The 21,505-nt window shown below is 73.6% G+C and carries 20 protein-coding genes and 1 pseudogene; 9 read left to right on the top strand and 12 right to left on the bottom strand.

Features of this window, described 5'->3' with window-relative positions; translation table 11 throughout:
* Nucleotides 1-7 precede the first annotated feature (7 nt).
* Nucleotides 8-4,252, bottom strand: a complete 4,245-nt coding sequence (locus ASC82_RS05025) for a trypsin-like peptidase domain-containing protein (RefSeq protein ID WP_056642110.1) — start codon at nucleotides 4,250-4,252, stop codon at nucleotides 8-10.
* 17 nt (nucleotides 4,253-4,269) lie between these two features.
* Nucleotides 4,270-4,611: a CU044_2847 family protein gene (locus tag ASC82_RS05020; protein WP_056642107.1), complete on the bottom strand. Its 342-nt coding sequence runs from the start codon at nucleotides 4,609-4,611 to the stop codon at nucleotides 4,270-4,272.
* Nucleotides 4,612-4,814: 203 nt separating this feature from the next.
* On the opposite strand from ASC82_RS05020, the gene ASC82_RS05015 reads away from it, so the two are divergent.
* Nucleotides 4,815-5,222: a CoA-binding protein gene (locus tag ASC82_RS05015; protein WP_024758149.1), complete on the top strand. Its 408-nt coding sequence runs from the start codon at nucleotides 4,815-4,817 to the stop codon at nucleotides 5,220-5,222.
* Nucleotides 5,223-5,281: 59 nt separating this feature from the next.
* Here the strand turns inward: ASC82_RS05015 and ASC82_RS05010 are convergent, their stop codons facing one another.
* Nucleotides 5,282-5,845, bottom strand: coding sequence for a YbaK/EbsC family protein (locus ASC82_RS05010; RefSeq protein ID WP_056642105.1), 564 nt, complete (start codon nucleotides 5,843-5,845; stop codon nucleotides 5,282-5,284).
* Nucleotides 5,846-5,889: 44 nt separating this feature from the next.
* Nucleotides 5,890-6,462 carry an XRE family transcriptional regulator gene (locus tag ASC82_RS05005; protein WP_056642101.1) on the bottom strand — a complete coding sequence of 191 codons (573 nt, stop codon included), beginning with the start codon at nucleotides 6,460-6,462 and terminating at the stop codon, nucleotides 5,890-5,892.
* Between the two features lie 111 nt (nucleotides 6,463-6,573).
* Between ASC82_RS05005 and ASC82_RS05000 the strand changes: the two genes are divergently transcribed.
* Together ASC82_RS05000 and ASC82_RS31340 are read left to right on the top strand one after the other, a co-directional pair.
* Complete coding sequence (locus tag ASC82_RS05000; RefSeq protein WP_056642098.1) at nucleotides 6,574-7,437, top strand: EamA family transporter; 864 nt, start codon at nucleotides 6,574-6,576, stop codon at nucleotides 7,435-7,437.
* Between the two features lie 73 nt (nucleotides 7,438-7,510).
* Nucleotides 7,511-7,708 (top strand): annotated as a pseudogene (locus tag ASC82_RS31340) (hypothetical protein); the annotation flags it as partial.
* Here the strand turns inward: ASC82_RS31340 and ASC82_RS04995 are convergent.
* Nucleotides 7,705-8,595 (bottom strand): acyltransferase, encoded by an 891-nt coding sequence (locus ASC82_RS04995; RefSeq protein ID WP_242427554.1) that lies wholly within the window; start codon nucleotides 8,593-8,595, stop codon nucleotides 7,705-7,707. The pseudogene ASC82_RS31340 and the gene ASC82_RS04995 overlap by 4 nt on opposite strands.
* Before the next feature lie 131 nt (nucleotides 8,596-8,726).
* Here ASC82_RS04995 and ASC82_RS04990 point away from each other — a divergent pair, with 131 nt between their 5' ends.
* Nucleotides 8,727-9,254, top strand: a complete 528-nt coding sequence (locus ASC82_RS04990) for a gamma carbonic anhydrase family protein (protein WP_056642095.1) — start codon at nucleotides 8,727-8,729, stop codon at nucleotides 9,252-9,254.
* A 112-nt stretch (nucleotides 9,255-9,366) separates the two neighbouring features.
* On the opposite strand, the gene ASC82_RS04985 is transcribed toward ASC82_RS04990, so the two are convergent.
* The 3 genes from ASC82_RS04985 to ASC82_RS04975 all read right to left on the bottom strand — a co-directional run bounded on the left by ASC82_RS04985 (nucleotide 9,367) and on the right by ASC82_RS04975 (nucleotide 13,322).
* Entirely contained in the window at nucleotides 9,367-10,020 is a 654-nt protein-coding gene (locus ASC82_RS04985; protein WP_056642092.1) for a DedA family protein, read from the bottom strand.
* A gap of 66 nt (nucleotides 10,021-10,086) precedes the next feature.
* Nucleotides 10,087-12,711: a glycoside hydrolase family 3 C-terminal domain-containing protein gene (locus tag ASC82_RS04980; RefSeq protein ID WP_347336068.1), complete on the bottom strand. Its 2,625-nt coding sequence runs from the start codon at nucleotides 12,709-12,711 to the stop codon at nucleotides 10,087-10,089.
* Between the two features lie 158 nt (nucleotides 12,712-12,869).
* A complete protein-coding gene (locus tag ASC82_RS04975) occupies nucleotides 12,870-13,322 on the bottom strand; it encodes a DUF4442 domain-containing protein (protein ID WP_199862467.1) in 453 nt (150 codons plus the stop codon).
* A gap of 82 nt (nucleotides 13,323-13,404) precedes the next feature.
* Here ASC82_RS04975 and ASC82_RS04970 point away from each other — a divergent pair, with 82 nt between their 5' ends.
* Together ASC82_RS04970 and ASC82_RS04965 are read left to right on the top strand one after the other, a co-directional pair.
* Nucleotides 13,405-14,556 carry a hypothetical protein gene (locus ASC82_RS04970; RefSeq protein ID WP_056642087.1) on the top strand — a complete coding sequence of 384 codons (1,152 nt, stop codon included), beginning with the start codon at nucleotides 13,405-13,407 and terminating at the stop codon, nucleotides 14,554-14,556.
* A gap of 124 nt (nucleotides 14,557-14,680) precedes the next feature.
* Entirely contained in the window at nucleotides 14,681-16,033 is a 1,353-nt protein-coding gene (locus ASC82_RS04965; protein ID WP_056643255.1) for an MFS transporter, read from the top strand.
* On the opposite strand, the gene ASC82_RS04960 is transcribed toward ASC82_RS04965, so the two are convergent.
* From ASC82_RS04960 to ASC82_RS04955, 3 genes are read right to left on the bottom strand one after another with little or no spacing between them, the layout of a single operon-like run.
* Entirely contained in the window at nucleotides 15,995-16,840 is an 846-nt protein-coding gene (locus ASC82_RS04960) for a fused MFS/spermidine synthase (RefSeq protein ID WP_056642084.1), read from the bottom strand. The two genes, ASC82_RS04965 and ASC82_RS04960, sit on opposite strands and share 39 nt — an antisense overlap.
* A 43-nt stretch (nucleotides 16,841-16,883) precedes the next feature.
* Nucleotides 16,884-17,057, bottom strand: a complete 174-nt coding sequence (locus tag ASC82_RS30925; RefSeq protein ID WP_157863438.1) for a hypothetical protein — start codon at nucleotides 17,055-17,057, stop codon at nucleotides 16,884-16,886.
* Nucleotides 17,058-17,104: 47 nt separating this feature from the next.
* Nucleotides 17,105-17,830: a DNA alkylation repair protein gene (locus ASC82_RS04955; RefSeq protein ID WP_056642081.1), complete on the bottom strand. Its 726-nt coding sequence runs from the start codon at nucleotides 17,828-17,830 to the stop codon at nucleotides 17,105-17,107.
* A gap of 164 nt (nucleotides 17,831-17,994) precedes the next feature.
* Here ASC82_RS04955 and ASC82_RS04950 point away from each other — a divergent pair, with 164 nt between their 5' ends.
* Nucleotides 17,995-18,753: a TVP38/TMEM64 family protein gene (locus tag ASC82_RS04950; protein WP_056642078.1), complete on the top strand. Its 759-nt coding sequence runs from the start codon at nucleotides 17,995-17,997 to the stop codon at nucleotides 18,751-18,753.
* Between the two features lies 1 nt (nucleotide 18,754).
* On the opposite strand, the gene ASC82_RS04945 is transcribed toward ASC82_RS04950, so the two are convergent.
* Complete coding sequence (locus ASC82_RS04945) at nucleotides 18,755-19,924, bottom strand: thiolase family protein (RefSeq protein ID WP_056642075.1); 1,170 nt, start codon at nucleotides 19,922-19,924, stop codon at nucleotides 18,755-18,757.
* A gap of 103 nt (nucleotides 19,925-20,027) precedes the next feature.
* Here ASC82_RS04945 and ASC82_RS04940 point away from each other — a divergent pair, with 103 nt between their 5' ends.
* Both ASC82_RS04940 and ASC82_RS04935 read left to right on the top strand, forming a co-directional pair.
* Nucleotides 20,028-20,489: a helix-turn-helix domain-containing protein gene (locus tag ASC82_RS04940; protein WP_056642071.1), complete on the top strand. Its 462-nt coding sequence runs from the start codon at nucleotides 20,028-20,030 to the stop codon at nucleotides 20,487-20,489.
* A gap of 104 nt (nucleotides 20,490-20,593) precedes the next feature.
* Nucleotides 20,594-21,466 carry an undecaprenyl-diphosphate phosphatase gene (locus tag ASC82_RS04935; RefSeq protein ID WP_056642068.1) on the top strand — a complete coding sequence of 291 codons (873 nt, stop codon included), beginning with the start codon at nucleotides 20,594-20,596 and terminating at the stop codon, nucleotides 21,464-21,466.
* Nucleotides 21,467-21,505 lie beyond the last annotated feature (39 nt).

Genomic DNA, 21,505 nt, shown 5'->3' with positions numbered 1-21,505 from the left:
GAGTGCGTCACGCCCCGGGCCGGCAGGCTTCGGCGAACTCGTCGCTGTCGCCGACCCGGTCCTTCTCGCCGTCGGTCGGTCCGCGCTGGGCGAGTGCGCAGAGCCGCTCGATCGACGCGTCGGGGTCGAGAGGGACCGTGTAGGGGTGGGAGCCCTCGACCGCGGTGATGCGGTCGCCGGTGGAGTTCGGCGCCAGGGTGGTGTCGTAGCGCACCCAGTAGCGGTAGAGCATGTCCTTCTTCCGGGTGTCCCAGACGACTTGCTCACCGGCCCGGGTCGTCGTGTGCAGGGTGTCGCCCTTCGCGTCGAGGAAGCGGCCGAGCGCGTGGACGCCGTTCTCGGTGACGGTGCCGTCCCACTCCTTGCGCTCGATGTTCCAGAGGCTGACGGATCCGCCCGCGTAGTGCACGGCGAGGCGTTTCCCGTCCGGGGAGACGAGCAGGCCGCGGACGGATTCGCCGTGCTCGCCCCGGGCGATCCACCGGGTGTACTCGCCCGTGTCGAAGTCCCACGCGCCGACCTCGCCGACGGTCCGCACGACGGCCTTGCGCGTGCCGGGCAGGGCGGCGCCCCAGGTGCCCGCCGCCGCGTTGGCGAGGGCCCCCTTCTCCTGTTCCGACGGCCGGTACGGCCTGCCGTCCTGCCGGCCCGTGTCGAGGTTCCAGCGCGACATGTAGGAGAGCCCCGAGATGACGGCGTGCCGGTCGTCGGGGAAGGAGGCGAAGATCCAGGACGGGGTGAGTCCCGTCAGCGGGTCGGCTCCCTTGGCGGTGAGATCGGGCGGGGCCGGCAGCTCCAGCTCGTGCTCCACCGCGAGGCGGTGCGTGGTGCCGGCCCCGGACGCCCCCTCGGTCAGCCGCCAGACGAGCATGCTCCGCCGGTCCTCGGTGACGGTCAGGACGCGGGACCCGTCGGGGGTGAAGGATGCGGGCATACTGGCCAGCTGCTTCGGCGACCGGCCGAACCCCATCCGTTCGCGGGTCTTCAGGTTCCACATCCCCAGGCCGTCCCCGCGGGAGTCGACGATCGCGAGGCGTTCGTGTTCCCCGTCTGCGGTGCGGAAGCCGCTCAGCAGGACATGGGTGTCGAAGGCGTCCGGGGGGCGTACGCGAACGGTGACGATGCTGCCGCCGACGCCGACCGCGGCCCGCAGGCCGTCCGGCGGTCCGGTGAGGGCCACCGGGGGAAAGCCGGTCCGACCCGTGATGGAGACGTCCTCGGGTGCGGTGGACGGCACGTCGAACGTGCCCGGCCACCCTCGCTCCAGGTCGACCACGAGGAAGCGCATCCGGCCGAGGTCACCGCCCATCCGGCCCACCGGGTTGACGAGGTAGCGGCCCGTGGCGTCGAGCCGGGGCACCTGGAGGGGGCAGAGCTGCACCGCCGTCGTGGCGTACGACTGCACTCGCCGCGGCCGGGCGCCGAGCCGCCACACTTCGAGAGCCCCCTGCGGGGTGCAGGTCACCAGGGTCCCGCCGTCCCCGCTCACGGTCGCGGAGGCGGCGGGGGCCGCCCGCTCGCCCCAGGGACGCTTCGCCGCACCCGTCGCGAGGTCCCAGGCGAGCAGGCGGCCCGGCGCGTCGCCGCGGCCGCCGACGGGCACGATCCTGCCCACCACCGTGTCGCCCGCCCCGAACCACGCCTCGACCACGTCCCAGCCCTTCGGCGGGGTGAGCGTCCGGCCGACGCGGCCCGCGTCGGCGGTGCGCCACACCAGCACCCCTTCCTTGCGGATCGCCGCGAGGACCCGCTCCCCGGTGCCGTCGAAGCGGAGGTCGCTCGCGGGGCGCGGATTCCTCCGCGCGGCATCGGTCCCGCGCAGCGAGACGTACCGCACCTTCGCCTTGGGGTCGAAGGCCGCTTCCCGGGACGCGTGGACTCCCAGGGAGACGACCCCCCATCCGCTCGACCGCGCCATGACCCGGCCGTCCGGCGAGACGACGAACCGCGCGTTGTCGCCGGTACGGGTCCGCGCCGTCGGCACGGGCCGTTCGGCGTCCGCCGTGCGCAGGTCGAGCCGGATGACGTCGCCGCTGTCGAGCAGGGCGTACAACTGCTCGCCGGACGGGGCGAAGGAGAGCGACTCGACCTCGGACTGCCCCTCCATGACGACGTGTTCGACGTCCATCATCCGCAGGTGTTGGGCGATCAGCGTCGAGCGGGCCGGCTGCCGGTCCTCGGTCGCGAAGGCGGCGACGGCGAGCAGCGACGAGGCGGTGAGGGACACGCTGTCCAGGGTGGCCGCCTGCTGGGCCAGGCGGTCGGAGGTGAGCCGCCGCTGCTCCGCCTCCATGCCCCGGTAGTAGTACGACCCCACGAGCAGGGCCAGGGTGGAGACGACGGCGACGAGCGCGGTGAGCTGCCGCACCCGCCGGGCGCGGGTGGCGCTGCGCGCGGCCTCCCGGCCTCTGCGGTCGCGCAGTTCCCCACTGCGCCTGATGAACTCGCGGTCGTCTGCCGTGAGTTCGTCCCCGTGGGTCGTGATCCGCTGTTCGGCCAGGGCCAGGGCGGGATCCTCGAGGAGCCGGCCGTCCGGTTCGTCCTCCTCGCGCCAGCGCTGCGCGTCGTAGCGCAGGCCGCCCAGCCACTCCAGGAAGGCGCGGTCGCCGGCGAGCAGCTCGGCGAGGGGACGCCAGTGCTCGATGAGCGCCTCGTGCGCCAGCTCCACCGTCTCTCGCCCCTCCTCGTCCGCGCCGAGCACGAGGATGCGGGCGTCGGCCAGGGCGCGGGCGACGGCCCATCGTTCCTCGCCCGCGTCGCTCCGGAGCAGCCGCGCGCGCAGCGCCGTGCGCGTCCCGGGAGGGATGCGTACGAGTGCGCGCAGGAGGCCGGTCGCGGCCGGTGAGGGAGAGTCGCCCTCCAGGGCGTCCCAGGCGGCGTCGGCCCGCTCGCCGAGAGCGCGGCCGACGCCGCCGAGCCGCTCGTACACATCGAACCGGAGGCGTCCGTCCCGGCGTCGCTCCCACAGCGTCTCCAGGAGGAATCCGAGCAGCGGGAGCGCCCCGGGCCGCCCCACCGTGTCCTCGACGATCCGGGCCGCGAGACCGGCGCTGTACGTGATTCCGGGTACGTCCTCCAGCGGCCGGACGACCGCGTCGGCGAGCTGCCGCGCGGTCATCGGCCCCAGCTGGTGGGCGGGCGCGCCACCGACGAGCCGGCCCAGGTCCGGATGGCCGAGCATCGCGTCCTGGAAGTCGGAGCGGACCACCGTCAGGACCGATGTACCGGGGTGTGCGGCGGCCTCCAGGAGATCGCCGACGGTGGCGCGCAGCTCGGATTCCGGGAGGGTGAGGAGGGCTTCGGCCTGGTCGACGGCGATGACGACGCGCCGACCACCGCCGACCGCCGACGGCGTGATCGGGCGGCCGGAGACGGCGCGCACCAGGACGACCTCGGCGCCCTGCTCCCTGAGGCGCGGCAGCACTCCGGCCATGAGGAGGGAGGACTTGCCGGACCCCGACGGTCCGGTCAGGGTGACGCAGCCCGTCGGCCCGCCGGCCTCCAGGAGTCCGAGGACCGCCGCGACATCGGCGTCCCGGCCGAAGAAGTCCCGGGCGCCGTGCTCGGTGAACGGATGCAGGCCGGGAAACGGGGAGCGCGGGGACAGCAGCCCGGCGAGTGCGGGGATCTGCGCGGTGATGGTGCGCGTCGGGATGCAGAAGCTCTGCCCGGTGGCCGGGGAGGCGGTCGCCGTGACGACGCCCACCACGGCCCCCGTCACCTTGTCCCACACGGCCGCGCCGCTGAAGCCTGGGCGGATCGGGTCCGACACGCCGTCCGGGGACATCTGCAGCCAGCCGATGCCCGTGTGTCCGTGGAGCACGGCGGTGTGCCAGCCGCCCTCCGCCACGTTGTCGGGCAGTCCGAGGACGACGGCCGGGTGCGCCATGGTCGAGGGCGGATCGGCCATGCTGACCGGCCGCGCGCCGGGCAGGGCTTCGCCGAGCCGGAGCACCGCGAGGTCCCCGCGGCCGTCCGGCCGCTCGGGCACCCAGTCCCGTATCCGCGCCGTCACGGTCGCCGCGCTCGCGCCGGACTGCAGGAGCCGGACGTCCAGGGCGGTCGGCGGCGGCTCGGGGTGTCCGCGCTCCAGGCCTGCCGCGTCGGTGACGACGTGCGCGCAGGTCAGGACCAGCCGGGGCGCGATCAGTACGCCGACACCGGCGACTCCGGCCGGTCCGGCGATCCGTACCGTGGCGGCGGAGAGCATCTCCTCCGCGATCTCGTCATGGGAGGGGGGATGCCCGGTCATGACTCGCCCGCTCCCCCTCAGCCGGCTCGGCGCGAGATGTCCGACCAGTTCAGGGTGACTGTGAAGTTCGCCTCGGTCCCCGTCGTCGCGATGACGACGTCGGCGCCGGCGGTGAGCGAGATGCCGAACTCCAGACCGATCTCGTCCGGAGGGTTCTCCATCTGCGTGAACCGGGACACGAAGCTCTCCGCCACGGGCCGTACCGCGTCCAGCATCTGGTCCAGCGTGCGCGTCGCCTGGACGGCGGCACGCGTACCGCGTCCGACGCGGGTGACCGGGTCGTCGGTCTCCCTGATCCGCACCAGTACCGGCTCGTCGCCGGGCCGTCCCGTCGGGACCTGCACCGTCACCTCGGCCATCGCGTGCGCACTCCCGTCCCCGTCGGCCACTCCCCTGACACGAGCTGACATCAGGGCGAGCGGTGCAGTCAAGGCCACAAGGCGCCAACTGCTGTCCTGGACAGCACAGTTGGCGATACGGGAATCCCTCCGCGGCCGCGCCTGTTGGACTGTCCGACAGGCCGGACCGGCACTGTCGAGTCACGGCCCTCAGGAGGCAGAGCGTGTACGGCACCCCAGAGACAATCCGCCGGATCCTCACCGGGAGCGGCGACACCTGGGCCATCGTGGGCCTGTCGTCGAACGAGCGGCGGGCCGCCCACGGAGTCGCGGCGTTCCTGCAGCGCCACGGCAAGCGGATCGTCCCCGTGCACCCGAAGGCCGAGACGGTCCACGGCGAGCAGGGCTACCCGTCCCTCGACGCCATCCCCTTCCCGGTCGACGTCGTGGACGTGTTCGTGAACGGCGAGCAGGCGGGGAAGGTCGCCGACGAGGCCGTCGCGATCGGCGCCAAGGCGGTCTGGTTCCAGCTGGACGTGATCGACGAGGCGGCCTACGCCCGTACCCGCGAGGCGGGCCTGGACATGGTCATGGACCGCTGCCCCGCGATAGAGCTTCCGCGCCTCGGCTGACGAGGTCGGTGAGGGGCCCGGCTCCGAGAACGGGCCCCACCTCCACGCGCCCCGTAGCCTCAGGCGACCGGGACGCCGAGGCCTTCCAGGACGACCGCGCCGGGGAGTTGGGCGAACGCCTTCCCCGGCACGATGAGCTTGCCGCGCCTCCGGCCGCTGCCGACGAGGACCCACTCGGTGTCCACGACGGCGGCGTCCACGAGGAGCGGCCAGTCGGCCGGGAGACCGATGGGAGTGATCCCGCCGTACTCCATGCCGGTCCCGCCGGTCGCGGTGTCCATCGGCGCGAACGAGGCCTTGCGCGCGCCGAGGTGCTTGCGGACGACGCCGTTGACGTCGACCCGGGTCGCGGACTTCACGACGCAGGCGGCCAGGGTCGTCGTCTCGCCCCGCTTGCCCGCGACGACCACGCAGTTGGCGGACTCGTCGAGCAGCGCGAGCCCGTAGTGCTCCAGGAAGACGGCGGTGTCGGCGACGGCCGGGTCGGTGTCCACGTACACGACCCGGTCGGCCGGTACGGCGCCCTCCCAGGCGCGGAGGGCGGCGGCGACGGGCCCGGTCAGCTCGTCGAGGCAGTCGGGGGCGGGGCGGGCGTTGTCGAAGTCTCCGATGGGTGCGCGCATGCGCCGCACGCTAACAACCGCGGCCCGGGTCGTGGACGCCCGTCTCAGCGTGCGGGCGGGATGGAGACGGCCATCGTCATCTCGACCGGCTCGTCGCCGTCGTTGCGGTAGGTGTGCGAGACGCTCGCCTCGAAGACCGCGGACGTACCGGCCGGCAGCGTGTGCTCCGCGTCGTCGACGACGAGCGTGAGGACTCCGGTGGTGACGTGCAGGAGCTCGGTCGTGCCCTCCGGGTGCGGGTCGGAGTCGCTGCCCTCGCCCGGCATGAGGGTCCAGGACCAGAGTTCCAGCGGGCCGCGGGCCTCCGTGCCGACGAGGAGGGTGGTGTGGCTGCCGGTGGAGGTGGACCACATGCGGACGGCCTGGTCCGGCGGGACGAGCCGGACCTGGGGGCCCTGCTCGTAGTCGAGGAGCGTCGTGATGGAGACGCCGAGGGCGTCCGCCAGCTTCACGGTGGTGCCGACGCTGGGGTTGGTCCTGGCCTGCTCGATCTGGATGATCATGCCCCGGCTGACTCCGGCCCGGGCGGCGAGCGCGTCCAGGGTGAAGCCCCGCTCCTTGCGCCAGCGCTTCAGGTTCCGGGCGAGCGACTGCGTGAGCTGATCGAGGTCCGACACATTCCGTCCAATATTTTGGATGACAGAGTTCAATGAACTGAACTACGGTGGGCTGTACCCGACTGTTCACTGCACTGTACTGCGTGCTGCCGCACGCGACTGCGAGGATCCATGACCGCCGCGTTCGCCCTGGCCACCGCCCTGCTGTGGGGCCTCGCCGACTTCGGAGGCGGGCTGCTCACCCGCCGGATACCCGCCCTCACGGTCGTCGTGGTCTCCCAGACCCTCGCGGTCCTCGTCCTCGGCACCCTCGTCCTCGCGACCGGAGCGTGGACCGAGGCGGGCCCCCAGCTCTGGTACGCGGTCGGGGCCGGCGTCGTGGGCCCGGCTGCCATGCTCGCCTTCTACAAGGCGCTCGCCCTCGGCCCCATGGGCGTGGTCTCGCCGCTCGGCTCGCTCGGCGTCGTCGTCCCCGTCACCGTCGGCCTGCTCCTGGGCGACCGCCCCGGCCTCCTCCAGCTCGCCGGCGTCGTCGTGGCGATCGTCGGGGTGACCCTCGCGGGCGGCCCCGAACTGCGCGGCGCGCCCGTCCAGCGCCAGGCGGTCCTGCTCACCCTGTTCGCGGCCTTCGGCTTCGGCTCGGTGATGGCCCTCATCGCGGAGTCCTCCACCACCGTCACGGGCCTGTTCCTCGCCCTCCTCGTCCAGCGCGTCACCAACGTCCTGGTGGGCGGCGGCGCCCTCTACGCCTCCGTGCGCCGCGGCGGCCGGGCCCTCCCCGAGGGCGGCCCCGGCGTCATCCGCGCGGCCCTCCCTGCCCTCGCCTTCGTCGGCCTCGCGGACGTCGCGGCCAACGGGACGTACGCGATCGCCGCCCAGCAGGGACCGGTCGTGGTCGCGGCGGTCCTCGCCAGCCTCTACCCCGTCGTCACGGCCCTCGCCGCGTTCCTCTACCTCAAGGAACGCCTCCGCACGGTCCAGGCGGCGGGCGCGGCCCTCGCCCTGGGCGGCACGGTCCTCCTGGCCGCGGCCTGAGCGGACAAGCTCACCGTCCACCGCAAGCAGGCAGCGCGGCGGGCGGGAAGCGGAAGGTGGGGCGGGGCAGACCTACGACGAGGCCTACCGCAGGGCGAACTTCGACGAGTACGCGCAGTGGTTCCCGCTGCACGACAAGTGCCACGCGGGGTACGACCTGGTCCCGGCCTGGGTGAACCCGGCCTTGGCCGTGCTCCCCGCCCTGGCGCTCCTCTGCCTGGCCTACGCGATACGACTGGCCCGGGTCCGGGGAAGCAAGGAAGAACGCTAGGAGGACGTGCTCGCCTGCTCGGCCGCCACCTGCCCGGCCTCCGCCTGCTCGACCGCTACCTGCCCGACCTCCCCCTGCCCGGCCGCTACCTGCCCGACCTCCCCCTGCTCGACCTCCCCCTGCCCGGCCGCTACCTGCCCGACCTCCCCCTGCTCGACCTCCCAGGCCGCGAGCGCGGCGAGCTGTTCGGCCGTCACGTCGGCCGGGAGCGGGACGGGGGCCGGGGTGCGCAGCGGGGGCTGCCAGCCCTTCTCCGGGTCCCAGCTGCGGACGACCCTCGCCGGGGCGCCGGCCACGACCGAGTGGTCCGGCACCTCGCCGCGGACGACCGCGCCCGCGGCGACGACGACGTTCCGGCCGATGCGCGCGCCGGGCAGGATCACCGCGCCCGTGCCGAGCCAGCAGCCGGGGCCGATGGAGACCGGTTCCGAGCGGGGCCACTGACGGCCGATGGGCTCGTCGGGGTCGTCGTAACTGTGGTTGGTCGAGGTGATGTAGACGTACGGGCCGCAGTACGTGTCCGAGCCGATGGTGACCGTCGTGTCGGCGATGACGTGGCTGCCGCGGCCGAGGACCACCCCGTCCCCGAGGGTCAGGACCGTCTCCGTGCCGAGGTCGAGGCCCGGCAGCATCCCGGCCGTCAGCGTGACCTGCTCGGCGATGATGCAGCACTCGCCGATCTCGATCCACCGCTCGCCGAAGACCGTGCCCTGCGGGAAGGCGAGCCGGGTCCCGGCGCCGAGGCGGCGGAAGCGCAGCTTCCCCGGGTGTTCGGCGGTGACGGAACCGGCCTTCTGCGCCCAGTGCCAGGCGCCCTGTACGGCACGGGCGACGGTCCTGCGCCGCCAGGCGGCGAGGGATGAGAACGTGTTTCTGTTCCTGGGCACCCGGCCACGGTAGTCGGCGCCGTCGTACCTGATCACCGCGGTGCGCTGTGATGTCCGTCATGGGCACGGCATAGGGTGCGGCCGGGGGCGACCCCGGGCGTGACACGACGGCTGACGATCAGGAGCGAACCATGGCAGAGGCGTTGATCAAGGGTGTGGGCGGTAAGGAGCCGCAGATCGACCCGACCGCGTTCACGGCCCCGACCTCCGTGGTGCTGGGCGAGGTGACGCTCGGCGCCCGCGCGAGCATCTGGTACCACGCCGTGCTGCGGGCGGACTGCGGCCCCATCGAGATCGGCGAGGACTCCAACATCCAGGACAACTCCACGGTCCACGTCGACCCCGGCTTCCCCGTCTCGATCGGGGCGCGGGTGACCGTCGGCCACAACGCGACCCTGCACGGCTGCGTGGTCGAGGACGACGTGCTCGTCGGCATGGGCGCGACGGTCCTCAACGGGGCCCGGATCGGCGCGGGCTCGCTCGTCGCCGCCCAGGCGCTCGTCCCGCAGGGCATGGAGGTCCCGCCGGGCTCGCTGGTCGCGGGCGTCCCGGCGAAGGTCCGCCGCCCGCTCACGGAGGAGGAGGCGGCGGGCATCAAGCTCAACGCCGAGGTGTACCTGCTGCTCGCGAAGAGCCACGCGGAGGCCTTCGAGGCCTGAGCCCTCCATGCCAGAGGGCGGCACCCTTCGCGGGTGCCGCCCTCTGCCGTGCCTGCCGTGCCTGCGTTGCCTGCCGTGCCTGCCGTGCCTGCGTTGCCTGCCGTGCCTGCGGTCAGTCCCCGACGGCGACCGGCTCCGGATCCGCGGCCTCCGGCCGCTCCGCCGCGGCCTTCTTGGCGCGGTTCTTGATGATCAGCATCGACGCGACGCCGATCAGCACGGCGAGGACGAGGCCGAGCCAGGAGAAGCGCTTCAGCCAGGCCTCGGCGACGATGCCGACCGAGTAGATGACGGCCGTGGTGCCGCCGGCCCACAGGATGCCGCCGAAGACGTTGGCGATGAGGAACTTCCAGTACGGCATGTGCAGGACGCCCGCGAGGGGTCCGGCGAAGATGCGCAGCAGGGCGATGAAGCGGCCGAAGAAGACCGCCCACATGCCCCACTTCTGGAAGGAGCGCTCGGCGAGCGCGACATTGGCCTCGCTGAAGTGCTTCGGGAACTTCTTCCCCAGCCAGGCGAGCAGTGGCCTGCCGCCCTTGCGGCCGATGGCGTAGCCGATCGAGTCGCCGATGATCGCGCCGGCGGTGGCGCAGGCGCCGAGGACGTACGGGTTGATGTCGCCGTGCTGCGAGGCGAGCAGCGCCGAACTCACGAGCACGATCTCGCCGGGCAGCGGGATGCCCAGGCTCTCCAGCCCGATCACCACGCCCACCAGCGCGTAGATCGCGACCGCCGGGATCGTCTCCAGCCATTCCTGCACGTGCAACGCGGTTCCTCCCGTGTCGGCCGCCCGGCGTGCACCGCGTCGGGCACGCCGGGGCAGCCTACCCGGTCAGGAGGGACGGACCTCGACTCCGACGGTGAGGCCGGGGTCGGCCGACGAGGCTCCGACGCGGACGGTCCGGCGGCCCGTGCCGAGGAGCCAGTCGTGCCGTGCGGTGTCCCAGGAGGAGAGGGTGCGGGCGGTGACGTGGACGGTCACCCGGCGCCGCTCGCCGGCCGCGAGCTCCAGGCGGCGGTAGCTGGCGAGCGCGGAGACCGGCTGGTCGACGCCGAGGGCGGTGAGGTCCGGGGAGGGGCCGAGGTAGACCTGGGCGACCTCGACGCCGTCCCGCCGGCCGGTGTTGCGGACGGAGAAGGTGACGTCGAGCCCGCCCGCGCCCGCCTCTCCCCCGGGAGCGACGGTCAGGTCCTCGTACCGGAAGGTCGTGTACGACAGCCCGTGCCCGAAGGGGAAGAGCGGCGTGACGCCCTGCGCCTCGTACCAGCGGTGGCCGACGTGGACGCCCTCGCCGTACTCCTCGACCCCGTCCACGCCCGGATAGCGGCGCGGGTTCCCTGCGGTGGGGTGGCGGTCCTCGGAGGCCGGGAAGGTCTGGGTGAGGCGCCCGCCGGGATCGGCGTCGCCGAAGAGGACGGCCGTGGTGGCGGCCGCGCCCTCCTGCCCCGGGTAGTACATCTGGAGGACGGCGCCGGTCCGTTCCAGCCACGGCATGGTGACGGCCGACGAGGTGTTGAGGACGACGGTGGTACGGGCGTTGGCCGCCGTCACCGCCTTGATCAGGGCCTCCTGGTGGCCGGGGAGGGCGAGGGTCGCGCGGTCCTGGCCCTCGGTGGCGTCCTCGTAGGCGAAGAGCACGACGCTGTGCGCGGCGCGCGCGGCCCGTACGGCATCGGCCACGTCGGCGGCCCGGGTCGCCCCGGTCACCGCGCGGAGCCGGAAGCGCTGGCCGGCGGGGCCGCCGCGGGCGGTGACGGTCAGCTCGTGCGGTCCGGCGGCGAGGCGCAGGGTGGTGCGCCGGACGTGGAGTCCGTCGGGGGCCCGGCCGAGGAGGCCGCCCACGAAGTACTCGGCGATGCCCTGCCGGACGGGGAAGAGCTCGGTGCCGTCGAGGGTGACGGTGGGCCGGGGGCCGCCGTAGTGGACGAGGAAGGTCCACTCGTCGGGGTCGGTGGCGGTGAGCGTGACCGTACGGGTCCAGGTGGCGCCTGCGGCGACGTCGACGCCCTCCAGGTCGACGCCGGGCGACAGCGGCGGCAGCGGCCGCCCGAAGAGGTCCTCGCCGACGGCGTACGTGACGGAGGCGTCCTCCCCCGCCCTGGCCCGGATCGCGTCCACAGGACTCGTGGCGGCGTCGGGGACGACGTGGGCGCTGCCGCCGCCGCTGACGAACGGCACGGCCGCCGTGGGCCCGACGACGGCGAGGGAGCGGGCGGCCCGGGCGGTGAGCGGCAGGGTCCCGCGGGTGTTGCGCAGGAGGGTCGCGCCCGCGGTGGCGACGCGCAGGGCGAGCCGGGCCCCGGAGGCGGCGTCCCTGGCCGGGCGCGACGGCGTCTCGTCGAGGAGCCCGAAGCGCTCGCGTACGGAGAGGATGCGGCGTACGGCACGGTCGACCGCGGACTCGGCGATCCGGCCCGCGCGGACGGCGTCGCGGAGCGCAGCGCCGTAGCGCCGGCCGCCGGGCATCTCCATGTCGAGTCCGGCGGCGAGCGCGGGGCCGGTCGTGTGGGTGGCGTCCCAGTCGCTCATGACCCAGCCGTCGAAGCCCCAGCGGTCCCGCAGGATCGCGGTGAGCAGGGTGGCGTTCTCGGCGGCGTGGACGCCGTCGACCTTGTTGTACGCGGCCATCACGGCGCCCGCTCCGGCAGCCACGGCCGCCTCGAAGGCCCGCAGCTCGGTCTCGTGCAGGGTCTGTTCGCCGGCGCGGACGTCGACGGAGGTGCGGTCGCGTTCCTGGTTGTTCAGGGCGAAGTGCTTGACGGTGGCGACGAGGCCCTCGGCCTGGATGCCGCGGATCTCCTCGGCGACGAGGTCGGCGGTGAGGAGCGGGTCCTCGGAGAAGGTCTCGAAGTTCCGGCCCGCGTACGGGGTGCGGATGAGGTTGGCCATGGGCGAGAGCAGCACGTCCTGGCCGAGGGCGCGGCCCTCCAGGCCGATGACCCGGCCGTAGGCGCGGGCGAGGCCGGGGTCGAAGGCGGCGGCGAGCATGACGGGCGCGGGCAGGGCGGTCGCGGTGCGGCGGACGCGGATCCCGGCGGGGCCGTCGGCGAGCCGGAGCGGCGGGATGCCGAGGCGGGGTACGCCGGGGACGTGGCCGGCCTGGCCGAGGCTCGCGGGGTCGGTGGCGCCGTGGAGGAGGGAGACCTTCTCGTCGAGGGTGAGCCGGCCGAGGAGGTCGTCGACCCGGCCTGCGGGCGGGGCGAGGGGGGCCGTCCCGCGTGGCCGCGTGCCGGCCGCGGCCACGGGCGAGGCGGCGGCCGCGAGGGCGGCGCCGCCGGTGAGCGCGAGCAGCAGCGCCCGCCGGGAGAACCGCGGGCCGCGCCCACGGGACCGGGCGGCCGCGGCGGGCGTGGTCGTCGCTTCCGCCGGTACTGCCGGTACTGCCGGTACTGCCGGGACTGCCGGTTCCGCCGGTTCTGCCGGGACGGCGGGGTCGGGTGACGGTTCGTCGGACACGGGGCGGCTCCTCGGCACGGGGTGCGGGCCCGGCCCGGAAGCGTCCGTGCCCTGACCGCACTATGCGTGACGGAATGTCCGTTTTCGCGTCGCCGACCCCCAACACGACCGCCCCGGCACCCGAAGGGGGGTGCCGGGGCGGCGCGCGGAATACCCGGTCAGGCGTTCGGGCGCAGGGTCCAGACGACGGTCATCTCGCCGGTCACGGCGCCGTCCTCACGGGTGATGTCGATCCGCACCGGGAACTCCGGCCGCTGTCCGGCGTCGAGTTCGGCGACGACCTCGGCCGCGGGGCGGCCCAGGGTGGCGGTGGCCGTGACGACGCCCATGGCCAGCTTCTTGTAGCCGATCTCGGCGCTGACGGCGAGCGGGACGGCGCGGCTCAGCTGGTCGCCGAAGGCGGCGAGCACGATCGCGCCGCTGGCGGACTCGGCCAGGGTGAACATCGCTCCGGCGTGCGGGCCGCCGACGTGGTTGTGGTAGGCGGGCTGGTCCGGAAGGCGCACGACGGCGCGCTCGGCGGTGGTCTCCAGGAACTCCAGCTTCAGGGTTCCGGCCATGGGGACCGTGGCGGCGAGCATCTCGCCGACGGACATCTGGTCTGCGCTCATGGCCGTGATGTTACCCACCAGTAGCCGCCTTGGCCATCCCTCTCGTGGCCCTGCCGCCCCCGCACCTCTATCGTTACTGGCCATGTGGCCAGGACAGCAGCCGCCCGGGGGCGAGCAGAACCCGCAGGACCAGAGTCAGAACCCCTACCAGCAGTCGGGGTACCAGCAGCCGAACCCGTATCAGCAGCCGCCGGCCCAGCCCGGTTACCAGCAGCCGCCGACACAGCCCGGCTATCCCCAGCAGCCCGCGCAGCCGGGCTACCCGCAGCAGGGGTACGGGCAGCAGGGCTACCCGCAGCAGCCCGGATACGGCCAGCCGAACCCGTACCAGCAGCCGACCGTGCCGCAGTACGCGGTGCCGGGGCAGGTTCCGGGGCAGCCCGGGGCGCCCGGCGGCCCCGGGGGCGGGAAGAAGAAGACGACCCTCGTCGCGATCGTCGCCGCGATCGCCGTGGTCGTCGCGGGCGGCGTCACCGGCTACCTGGTCCTCACCAAGGACGACGACAAGAAGGCGGTCGCCGACGACCAGAAGCCGTCCGCCTCGGCGCCGGCCTCCGGGCAGCCGTCCGGACAGCCCTCCGAGGAGGCCGATCCCTCCGCACCGCCGCTCGACAACCCGCGTGACGGCGCCGCCCAGCAGCCGACGATCCCCGGCTGGAAGGTCGTCCACAACCCGAAGTACGGCACCCTGTTCGACGTACCGCCCGAGTGGCAGGTGCAGAAGCCGGGGTCGATCACGTTCTTCGAAGACGAGAAGAAGGGCGACGGCTCCCCGCTCACGACGATGTCCAGCCCCACCCACTTCAAGAGCAACTGGTGCGCCTACGACACCGACAAGAACGGCACCGCGTCGACCTGGGGGCTGAGCACCGCGGGCACCAAGGGCGGCCAGGGCGCCAAGAACACGGCGGACGCCGCGCGCGGCGAGGCCGGCACATGGGTGTGGGCCGGCTACGCGCAGCACATGCCGCAAAGCACCATCAAGGTCAGCAAGGCCGTGCCGTACACGACGGCGTCCGGGCTCAAGGGCAGCATGGCGACGGCCACCGCGCCGGGCGTCAAGAAGCGCAACAAGTGCGAGACGGACGGCAAGTCCATCGCCTTCACCTTCAAGAACGCCGCCGGAGACTTCTCGACCTGGGTCCTCTACGGGGCCGACGGCGTGAAGGACGAACTGCCGGACGCCACCATCAAGAAGATCCTCTCCACCGTCAGGCTCACCACCAAGTCCTGACCCGGCCGGCGGCGGAGCGCCGTACAGCGCTCCCCGCGGTCCGGATATCGGTTTGGCAGGAAGGGGAGGCGGCAGGGATAGTCCCGGAGTGACGAACCCCGCCGACTCCCCCCGCCGCACCCCCCTGGCCTCCCGCCGCACTCCCTTCGCCTCCCGGCGCCCCGAGTGGGCGGGCCGCAACTACGTCCTGCTCACGGCCGCCACGGTCGTGACCAACCTCGGCGCGCACGGCGCCCTGATCGCCACCACGTGGGCGGTCTTCGAGAGCGGCGGCAGCGCGGGCGACGTGGGACTCGTCGCGATGGCCCGCTTCCTGCCGCTCGTGCTCTTCCTGCTCATCGGCGGCGCGATCGCCGACCGCATACCCCGCCACCGCGTGATGGTCGCCGCCAACGCCCTCAACTGCGTCTCCCAGGCCCTCTTCGCCGTGCTCGTGCTCGCGGGCGGGGCGCAGATCTGGCAGATGATGGTGCTCACCGCGCTCTGCGGCACCGGGCAGGCGTTCTTCAACCCGGCCGCCGAGGGCATGCTGATGACCAGCGTCACCGGGGAGCAGGCCGGCCGGGCGTTCGCCGTCTACCGGATGGCCATGCACGGTGCCGGAATCGGCGGCGCGGCCCTCGGCGGCGCGCTGGTCGCCTTCGTCGGGCCCGGCTGGGTCCTCGCCATCGACGCGCTCGCCTTCGCCGTCGCGGGCGGGCTGCGTGCCTTCCTCGACGTGAGCGGCACTCCCGAACGGGCGCCGAGCGGCGGACTCTTCGCCGATCTCCGGGAAGGCTGGCAGGAGTTCGTCGGACGGCCCTGGCTCTGGTCGATCGTCGCCCAGTTCTCTGTGGTCGTGGGCCTGATCGGGGCGGTCGAGGCGGTGTTCGGCCCGCTGGTCGCCCGGGACGAGCTGGGCGGCGCCCGTCCGTGGGGCATCGCGCTCGCCGCGTACGGCGTGGGGACGCTCGTCGGCGCCGTCCTGATGGCCCGCTGGAAGCCGCGCCGCCTGCTGTTCGTCGGGACGCTCTGCGTCTTCCCGATCGCACTGCCCTCCGCGGCGCTCGCCGTACCGCTGGACGCGGTGGGGCTCACGGCCGCGATGTTCATCAGCGGCACGGCGATCGAGGTCTTCGGCGTCTCGTGGATGACGGCCCTGCACCAGGAGATCCCGGAGGAGAAGCTCTCCCGGGTCGCCGCCTACGACTGGTTCGGATCGACCGCCCTGCTGCCGCTGTCGACGGCGCTCGCGGGTCCGGCCGAGAGCGCGTTCGGCCGGAGCGAGGCGCTGTGGGGCGCGGCGGCGCTGATGGTGTTCGTCACCGCGCTCGTCCTGCTCGTGCCGGACGTACGGAACCTGACCCGCCGTACGCACGCGAAGGAGATCACAGGCACGACCCCGGAGACGGCTCCGGCGTCGCCCCCCGCGACGGCCCCGGCGACCGCGACGGCCCTCTCAGCCGATGCCGAAGGCGCCGTCCGGCGGGACGGGTGAGGGTACGGCCCCGGAGTCCAGGACCGGTTCCGCGTCCCCGGTGAACCGGTCGAGCGTCCCCCCGTGCTCCACGCGCGCGGGGAAGGCGTCCGCGGCGGCCCGCCGGGCGAGGTGCGCGATGTCGATCTCCCGGCCGGAGGCGACCAGGATCGCGTTCCCGAAGCGCCGGCCACGCAGCACTGCCGGTTCGGCGACGAGGGCCAGCTCGGGGAAGACGGCGTCGAAGGTGGCGAGCTGGGAGCGGAGGAACGCGAAGGGCGCCCCGTCGGCGAGGTTGGCGGCGTAGAGCCCGCCGGGGCGCAGGACGCGCCGGACCTCCCGGGCGTACTCGACGGAGGTGAGGTGGGCGGGCACCCGCGAGCCGCCGAAGACGTCGCCGACGATCAGATCGGCCGAGGCGTCCGGCGCCTCCTCCAGCCAGCGCCGGGCGTCGGCGGCGTGCACGGTGACGCCCGAGCCCTCGGGCAGCGGCAGGTGCTCGGCGACGAGGCGGAGCAGCTCCCGGTCCCACTCCACGACGTCCTGGCGCGAGCCGGGCCGGGTGACGGAGACGTACCGGGGCAGCGAGAGCGCCCCACCGCCCAGGTGCAGGACGTCCAGCGGTTCGCCCTCGTCGGCGGCGCCGTCGACGACATGGGCGAGCCGGAGCACGTACTCGAACTCCAGGTAGGCCGGATCGTCCAGGTCGACGTACGACTGGGGTGCGCCGTCGACCGTCAGGAGCCACGCCTGCTCCCGGTCCACGTCGGGCATGAGGCGCGCGGTGCCCTGGTCGACCTCGCGGATGACGGGGATGTGCTCGTTCACGCTCTCATTGTGCCGGTGCTTCCGGTGCGCTCGGTCCGGGACGTCAGCCGGTCCACACGGCGGCCACCGCCTCGGCGTGGGCCGCGGCCTGGGCGCGCCCCGCGCGGGCCGCGGCGGCCCGGTGGCTCGGGTCGAGCGGATTGCGGCCGCCCGCGCCGAGCACCAGCGCCGGCCGCCCGTCCGTCCGCTGCTCCGTCCGCTTCTCCTGCTGCGTCATGTACCGAGTCTGACAAAGGAGTTGGGGTGTGCGGCGGCCGGGGTGGGTCAGAGGTTCTTCAGGGCCTCGCGGACGGAGAGCGGGGAGAGCAGGGAGCGGTTCGCGGCCACGAAGGCACGCACCTCGCCGGGGGCCGTCTTGCCGTACTCCCGCAGGCTCCAGCCGATCGCCTTGCGGACGAAGAAGTCGGGGTGGGCGGCGCGGCGCAGGCAGTAGGCGAAGAGCCGGTCCGCGTCGGTCGCGTCCTTGTAGCGGAGCTGGTGGAGGAGCGCGGTGCGGGCCACCCACAGGTCCTCGTCCTCGATCCACTCGTCCATGCGGTCCGCGAGGGACGGGTCGGCCGCGACGAGGCCGCCGACGACGTGGGCGGCGAGGTGGTCGACGGTGTCCCACCAGGAGACGGTGGTGACGAGCCGGCGGGCGACGGGGAGGAAGCCGGAGGAGCAGCGCTTCACGTGGCGGCGCAGGTAGTCGACGGCGAAGTAGTGGTACTCGCGCTCGGGGAGCGCGAAGCAGCGCAGGGCGATCGCGGTGCAGTCCTGCTCGTCGGGGCGCGGGGTGCCGTCGAGGACGGTGCGGGACAGGGCGCGGCGCTCGGGGGTGCGGACGCCGAGGAAGGGGGCGACGCCCTTCATGTAGGCGACCATCTCCTGCGCCCGGAAGGGGTTCCCGGCGGCGGGGTAGGCGGTGGTGAGCCGGTCGAGGACGGTGTCGGCGAGGGCGCTGCCGGGGATGCCCGTCGGGCCGCCGGCCGTCGGCGCGGTGTCGGTCATGGGGCCCTCTCTGTCACGGCGCGATCCGGGGTCCGTCGCCCTGCGCGTCGTGCCCGGCCGGCCTGGCACGCCCCTCGGGCCCGGACGGACCGCGGGGCTGTCCACCCGGGTGGACATGACGCGCATTACGGCGATCATACGGACGCGTCCGTTACTCTCCCCGAATGCTCGCTCCCGCGCCCCGGCCGCCGGGCTCCCTCGCCGTCCGCTGCTCCCGGGCCCTGCTCTCGCCCCGTGCGCGGCTCTCGTTGCTCGCCCTGCTGCTGCTCTGCGCGGCGGGGCTCGTGCTGCTGTACGAGCCGCAGCGGATGCTCTCCTCGGGCTGGCCGCAGCAGACGGACGGCGCGGGCGCGGTGATGCTCTTCGGCCTCGCGTACGGCGTGTGCACGGCGGCGTTCGTCCCGCGGCCGGTGCTCAATCTGGCGGCGGGCGCGCTCTTCGGCTCGGCCTTCGGTCTGACGGCGGCGGTCGCGGGGACGGTGCTCGGCGCCGGGATCTCCTTCACCCTCGGCCGTTTCCTGGGGCAGGACGCGCTGCGGCCGATGCTGCGGGGCCGCTGGCTGACAGCGGCGGACGGGCAGCTGAGCCGGCACGGCTTCCGCTCGATGCTGGCGATCCGGCTCTTCCCGGGGGTCCCGTTCGCGGCGGCCAACTACTGCGCGGCGGTCTCCCGGATGAGGTACGTGCCGTTCCTCCTGGCGACGGCGATCGGCACCGTGCCGAACACGGCGGCGTACGTGATCGCGGGCGCCCAGGCGGGTTCGCCGGGGTCGCCGGCCTTCCTCTTCTCGGCGGGCTTCATCGTCCTGTCGGGTCTCGGCGCGGCGGTGGTGGCCTGGCGCAAGCGCCACGGCCTGCGGGCCCCGGCGCCGGTCACGGCTCCCGCTCCGGAGAAGCGGGAGCCGGTCGGTACGGCCCCGTAGCTCAGAGCGCCTCGACGATCATCGCGTTGGCGAGTCCGCCCGCCTCGCACATCGCCTGGAGGCCGTAGCGGGCGCCCCGGGCCCGCAGGGCGTGGACGAGGGTCGCCGCGAGGCGCGTGCCGCTGGCGCCGAGGGGGTGGCCGAGCGCGATGGCCCCGCCGTGGACGTTGACCCTGGCCGGGTCGGCGCCGGTCTCCTGCTGCCAGGCGAGGACGACGCTCGCGAAGGCCTCGTTGATCTCGAAGAGGTCGATGTCGTCGAGGGAGAGGCCCGCGCGGCGCAGGACCTTCTCGGTGGCGGGGATGACGCCGGTGAGCATGAGCAGCGGGTCGGATCCGGTGACGGCGAAGCCGTGCAGCCGGGCGAGCGGCCGCAGGCCGAGGCTCCGGGCGGTGTCGGCGGCCATGACGAGCACGGCGGAGGCCCCGTCGTTGATGGGGCTGCTGTTTCCGGCGGTGACGGACCAGTCGATCTGCGGGAAGCGTTCGGCGAAGCCGGGGTCCTCGAAGGAGGGCCGGAGCCCGGCGAGGATCTTGGGGGTGGTCGCCGGGCGCACCGACTCGTCGCGGCGGACGCCCTCGTACGGGACGGTCTCGGCGTCGAAGAGTCCCGCCTCCCAGGCGCGGGCGGCCTTGGTGTGCGATCCGGCCGCGAACTCGTCCATGGCCTCGCGGCCGATCGACCACTTGGCGGCGATGAGCTCGGCGCTGACGCCCTGCGGGACGAGCCCCTCGGGGTAGCGCTCGGCGACGCCGGGGCCGAAGGGGTCGGCGCCGGGCGGCACGTTGGACCACATGGGGACCCGGCTCATCGACTCGACGCCGCAGGCGACGGCGATGTCGTACGCCCCCGAGAGCACGCCCTGCGCGGCGAAGTGGACGGCCTGTTGGGAGGAGCCGCACTGCCGGTCGACGGTGGTGGCGGGCACGGACTCGGGGAATCCGGCGCCGAGCCAGGCGTAGCGGGTGGTGTTCATGGCCTGCTCGCCGACCTGGTCGACCGTTCCGCCGATGACGTCGTCGACGAGGGCGGGGTCGATGCCGCTGCGTTCGACCAGGGCGCGCAGGGTGTGGGAGAGGAGGGCGACGGGGTGGACGTGGGACAGGGCTCCCCCGGCCTTCCCCTTGCCCGTGGGGGTACGGACGGCTTCGACGATGACGGCGTCGCGCATGACCAACTCCTGGGTTGGAAAACTGGACCAACACTCGTCGGTAACATAACCCAGCGAGTTGGGTTTTCAAACCCTCTCCTCGCCGCTGCCCTACGCTGATCCCATGAAGGCCGCCCCCCGCCCCTGCTCGATCGCCGACACCCTCGCGCTCGTCGGCGAGAAGTACGCGCTGCTCGTCCTCCGCGAGGTCTCCCTCGGCGTGCACCGCTTCGACCGGATCGCCCGCAACACCGGCGCCCCGCGCGACATCCTCACCGCCCGCCTCAAGCGGCTCGTCGAAGCGGGGATCCTGGAGCGGGTGCCGTACAGCGAGCGCCCGCAGCGCTTCGAGTACCGGGCCACGGCCGCCGGCGAGGAGCTCCAGCCGGTCCTGGTCACGCTGATGGCCTGGGGCGACCGCCACCTCAACGGGAACGACCGCCCCGTCGTCCTGGAGCACGACTGCGGCGAGGTCCTCAGCCCCCGGCTCATCTGCGCCCACTGCGGCGGCGAAGCCGACCGGCGGAGCCTCCGTGCCCACGTCAGGGCGCCGGGATGGACGGCCGCGGGCCCCCGCGAGTCATGATCACGGGAACGTCACGGACCTGATCACTGGCCCGTCACTTTGGGACGGTACGCTGCGCACGACCTACTGACCGCACACGTACATAACGGGACGGCCCTAGCCCCATGAGTTGGTTCGAATCGTTCATCCTCGGACTCGTACAGGGGCTGACGGAGTTCCTTCCCATCTCCTCCAGCGCGCACCTCCGGCTGACGGCGGCCTTCGCGGGCTGGGAGGACCCGGGCGCGGCCTTCACCGCGATCACCCAGATCGGCACGGAGACGGCCGTCCTGATCTACTTCCGCAAGGACATCGCGCGGATCGTCTCGGCCTGGTTCCGCTCCCTGACCGACAAGGCGATGCGCTCCGACCACGACGCCCAGATGGGCTGGCTGGTCATCGTCGGATCGATCCCGATCGGCGTCCTCGGCATCACGCTCAAGGACCAGATCGAGGGCCCCTTCCGCGACCTGCGGCTGATCGCGACCACCCTGATCGTCATGGGCATCGTCCTCGGCATCGCGGACCGGCTGGCCGCGCGCGACGAGGCCGGCGGCCGCCACCGCGTCGTCCGCGAGCGCAAGTCCCTCAAGGACCTCAGCGTGAAGGACGGCCTGATCTTCGGCGTCTGCCAGGCGATGGCCCTGATCCCGGGCGTCTCCCGCTCGGGCGCGACGATCTCCGGCGGCCTGCTGATGGGCTACACCCGCGAGGCTGCCGCCCGCTACTCCTTCCTCCTCGCGATCCCGGCGGTCCTCGCCTCGGGCGCGTACGAGCTGAAGGACGCGGGCGAGGGCCACGTCTCCTGGGGCCCGACGATCTTCGCCACGATCATCGCCTTCGCCGTCGGCTACGCGGTGATCGCCTGGTTCATGAAGTTCATCACCACCAAGAGCTTCATGCCCTTCGTGATCTACCGGATCCTGCTCGGCATCCTGCTCTTCATCCTCGTCGGCACGGACACCCTGAGCCCGCACGCGGGCGAGTCCGCGGGCTGACGAAGCCGCCGCACCCGGCACCACCGAGCGAGGGCCGGC

The organism is Streptomyces sp. Root431, from assembly GCF_001426585.1.
Taxonomy (GTDB): domain Bacteria; phylum Actinomycetota; class Actinomycetes; order Streptomycetales; family Streptomycetaceae; genus Streptomyces; species Streptomyces stackebrandtii.
This window is presented reverse-complemented; position numbering and strand designations above follow the sequence as displayed.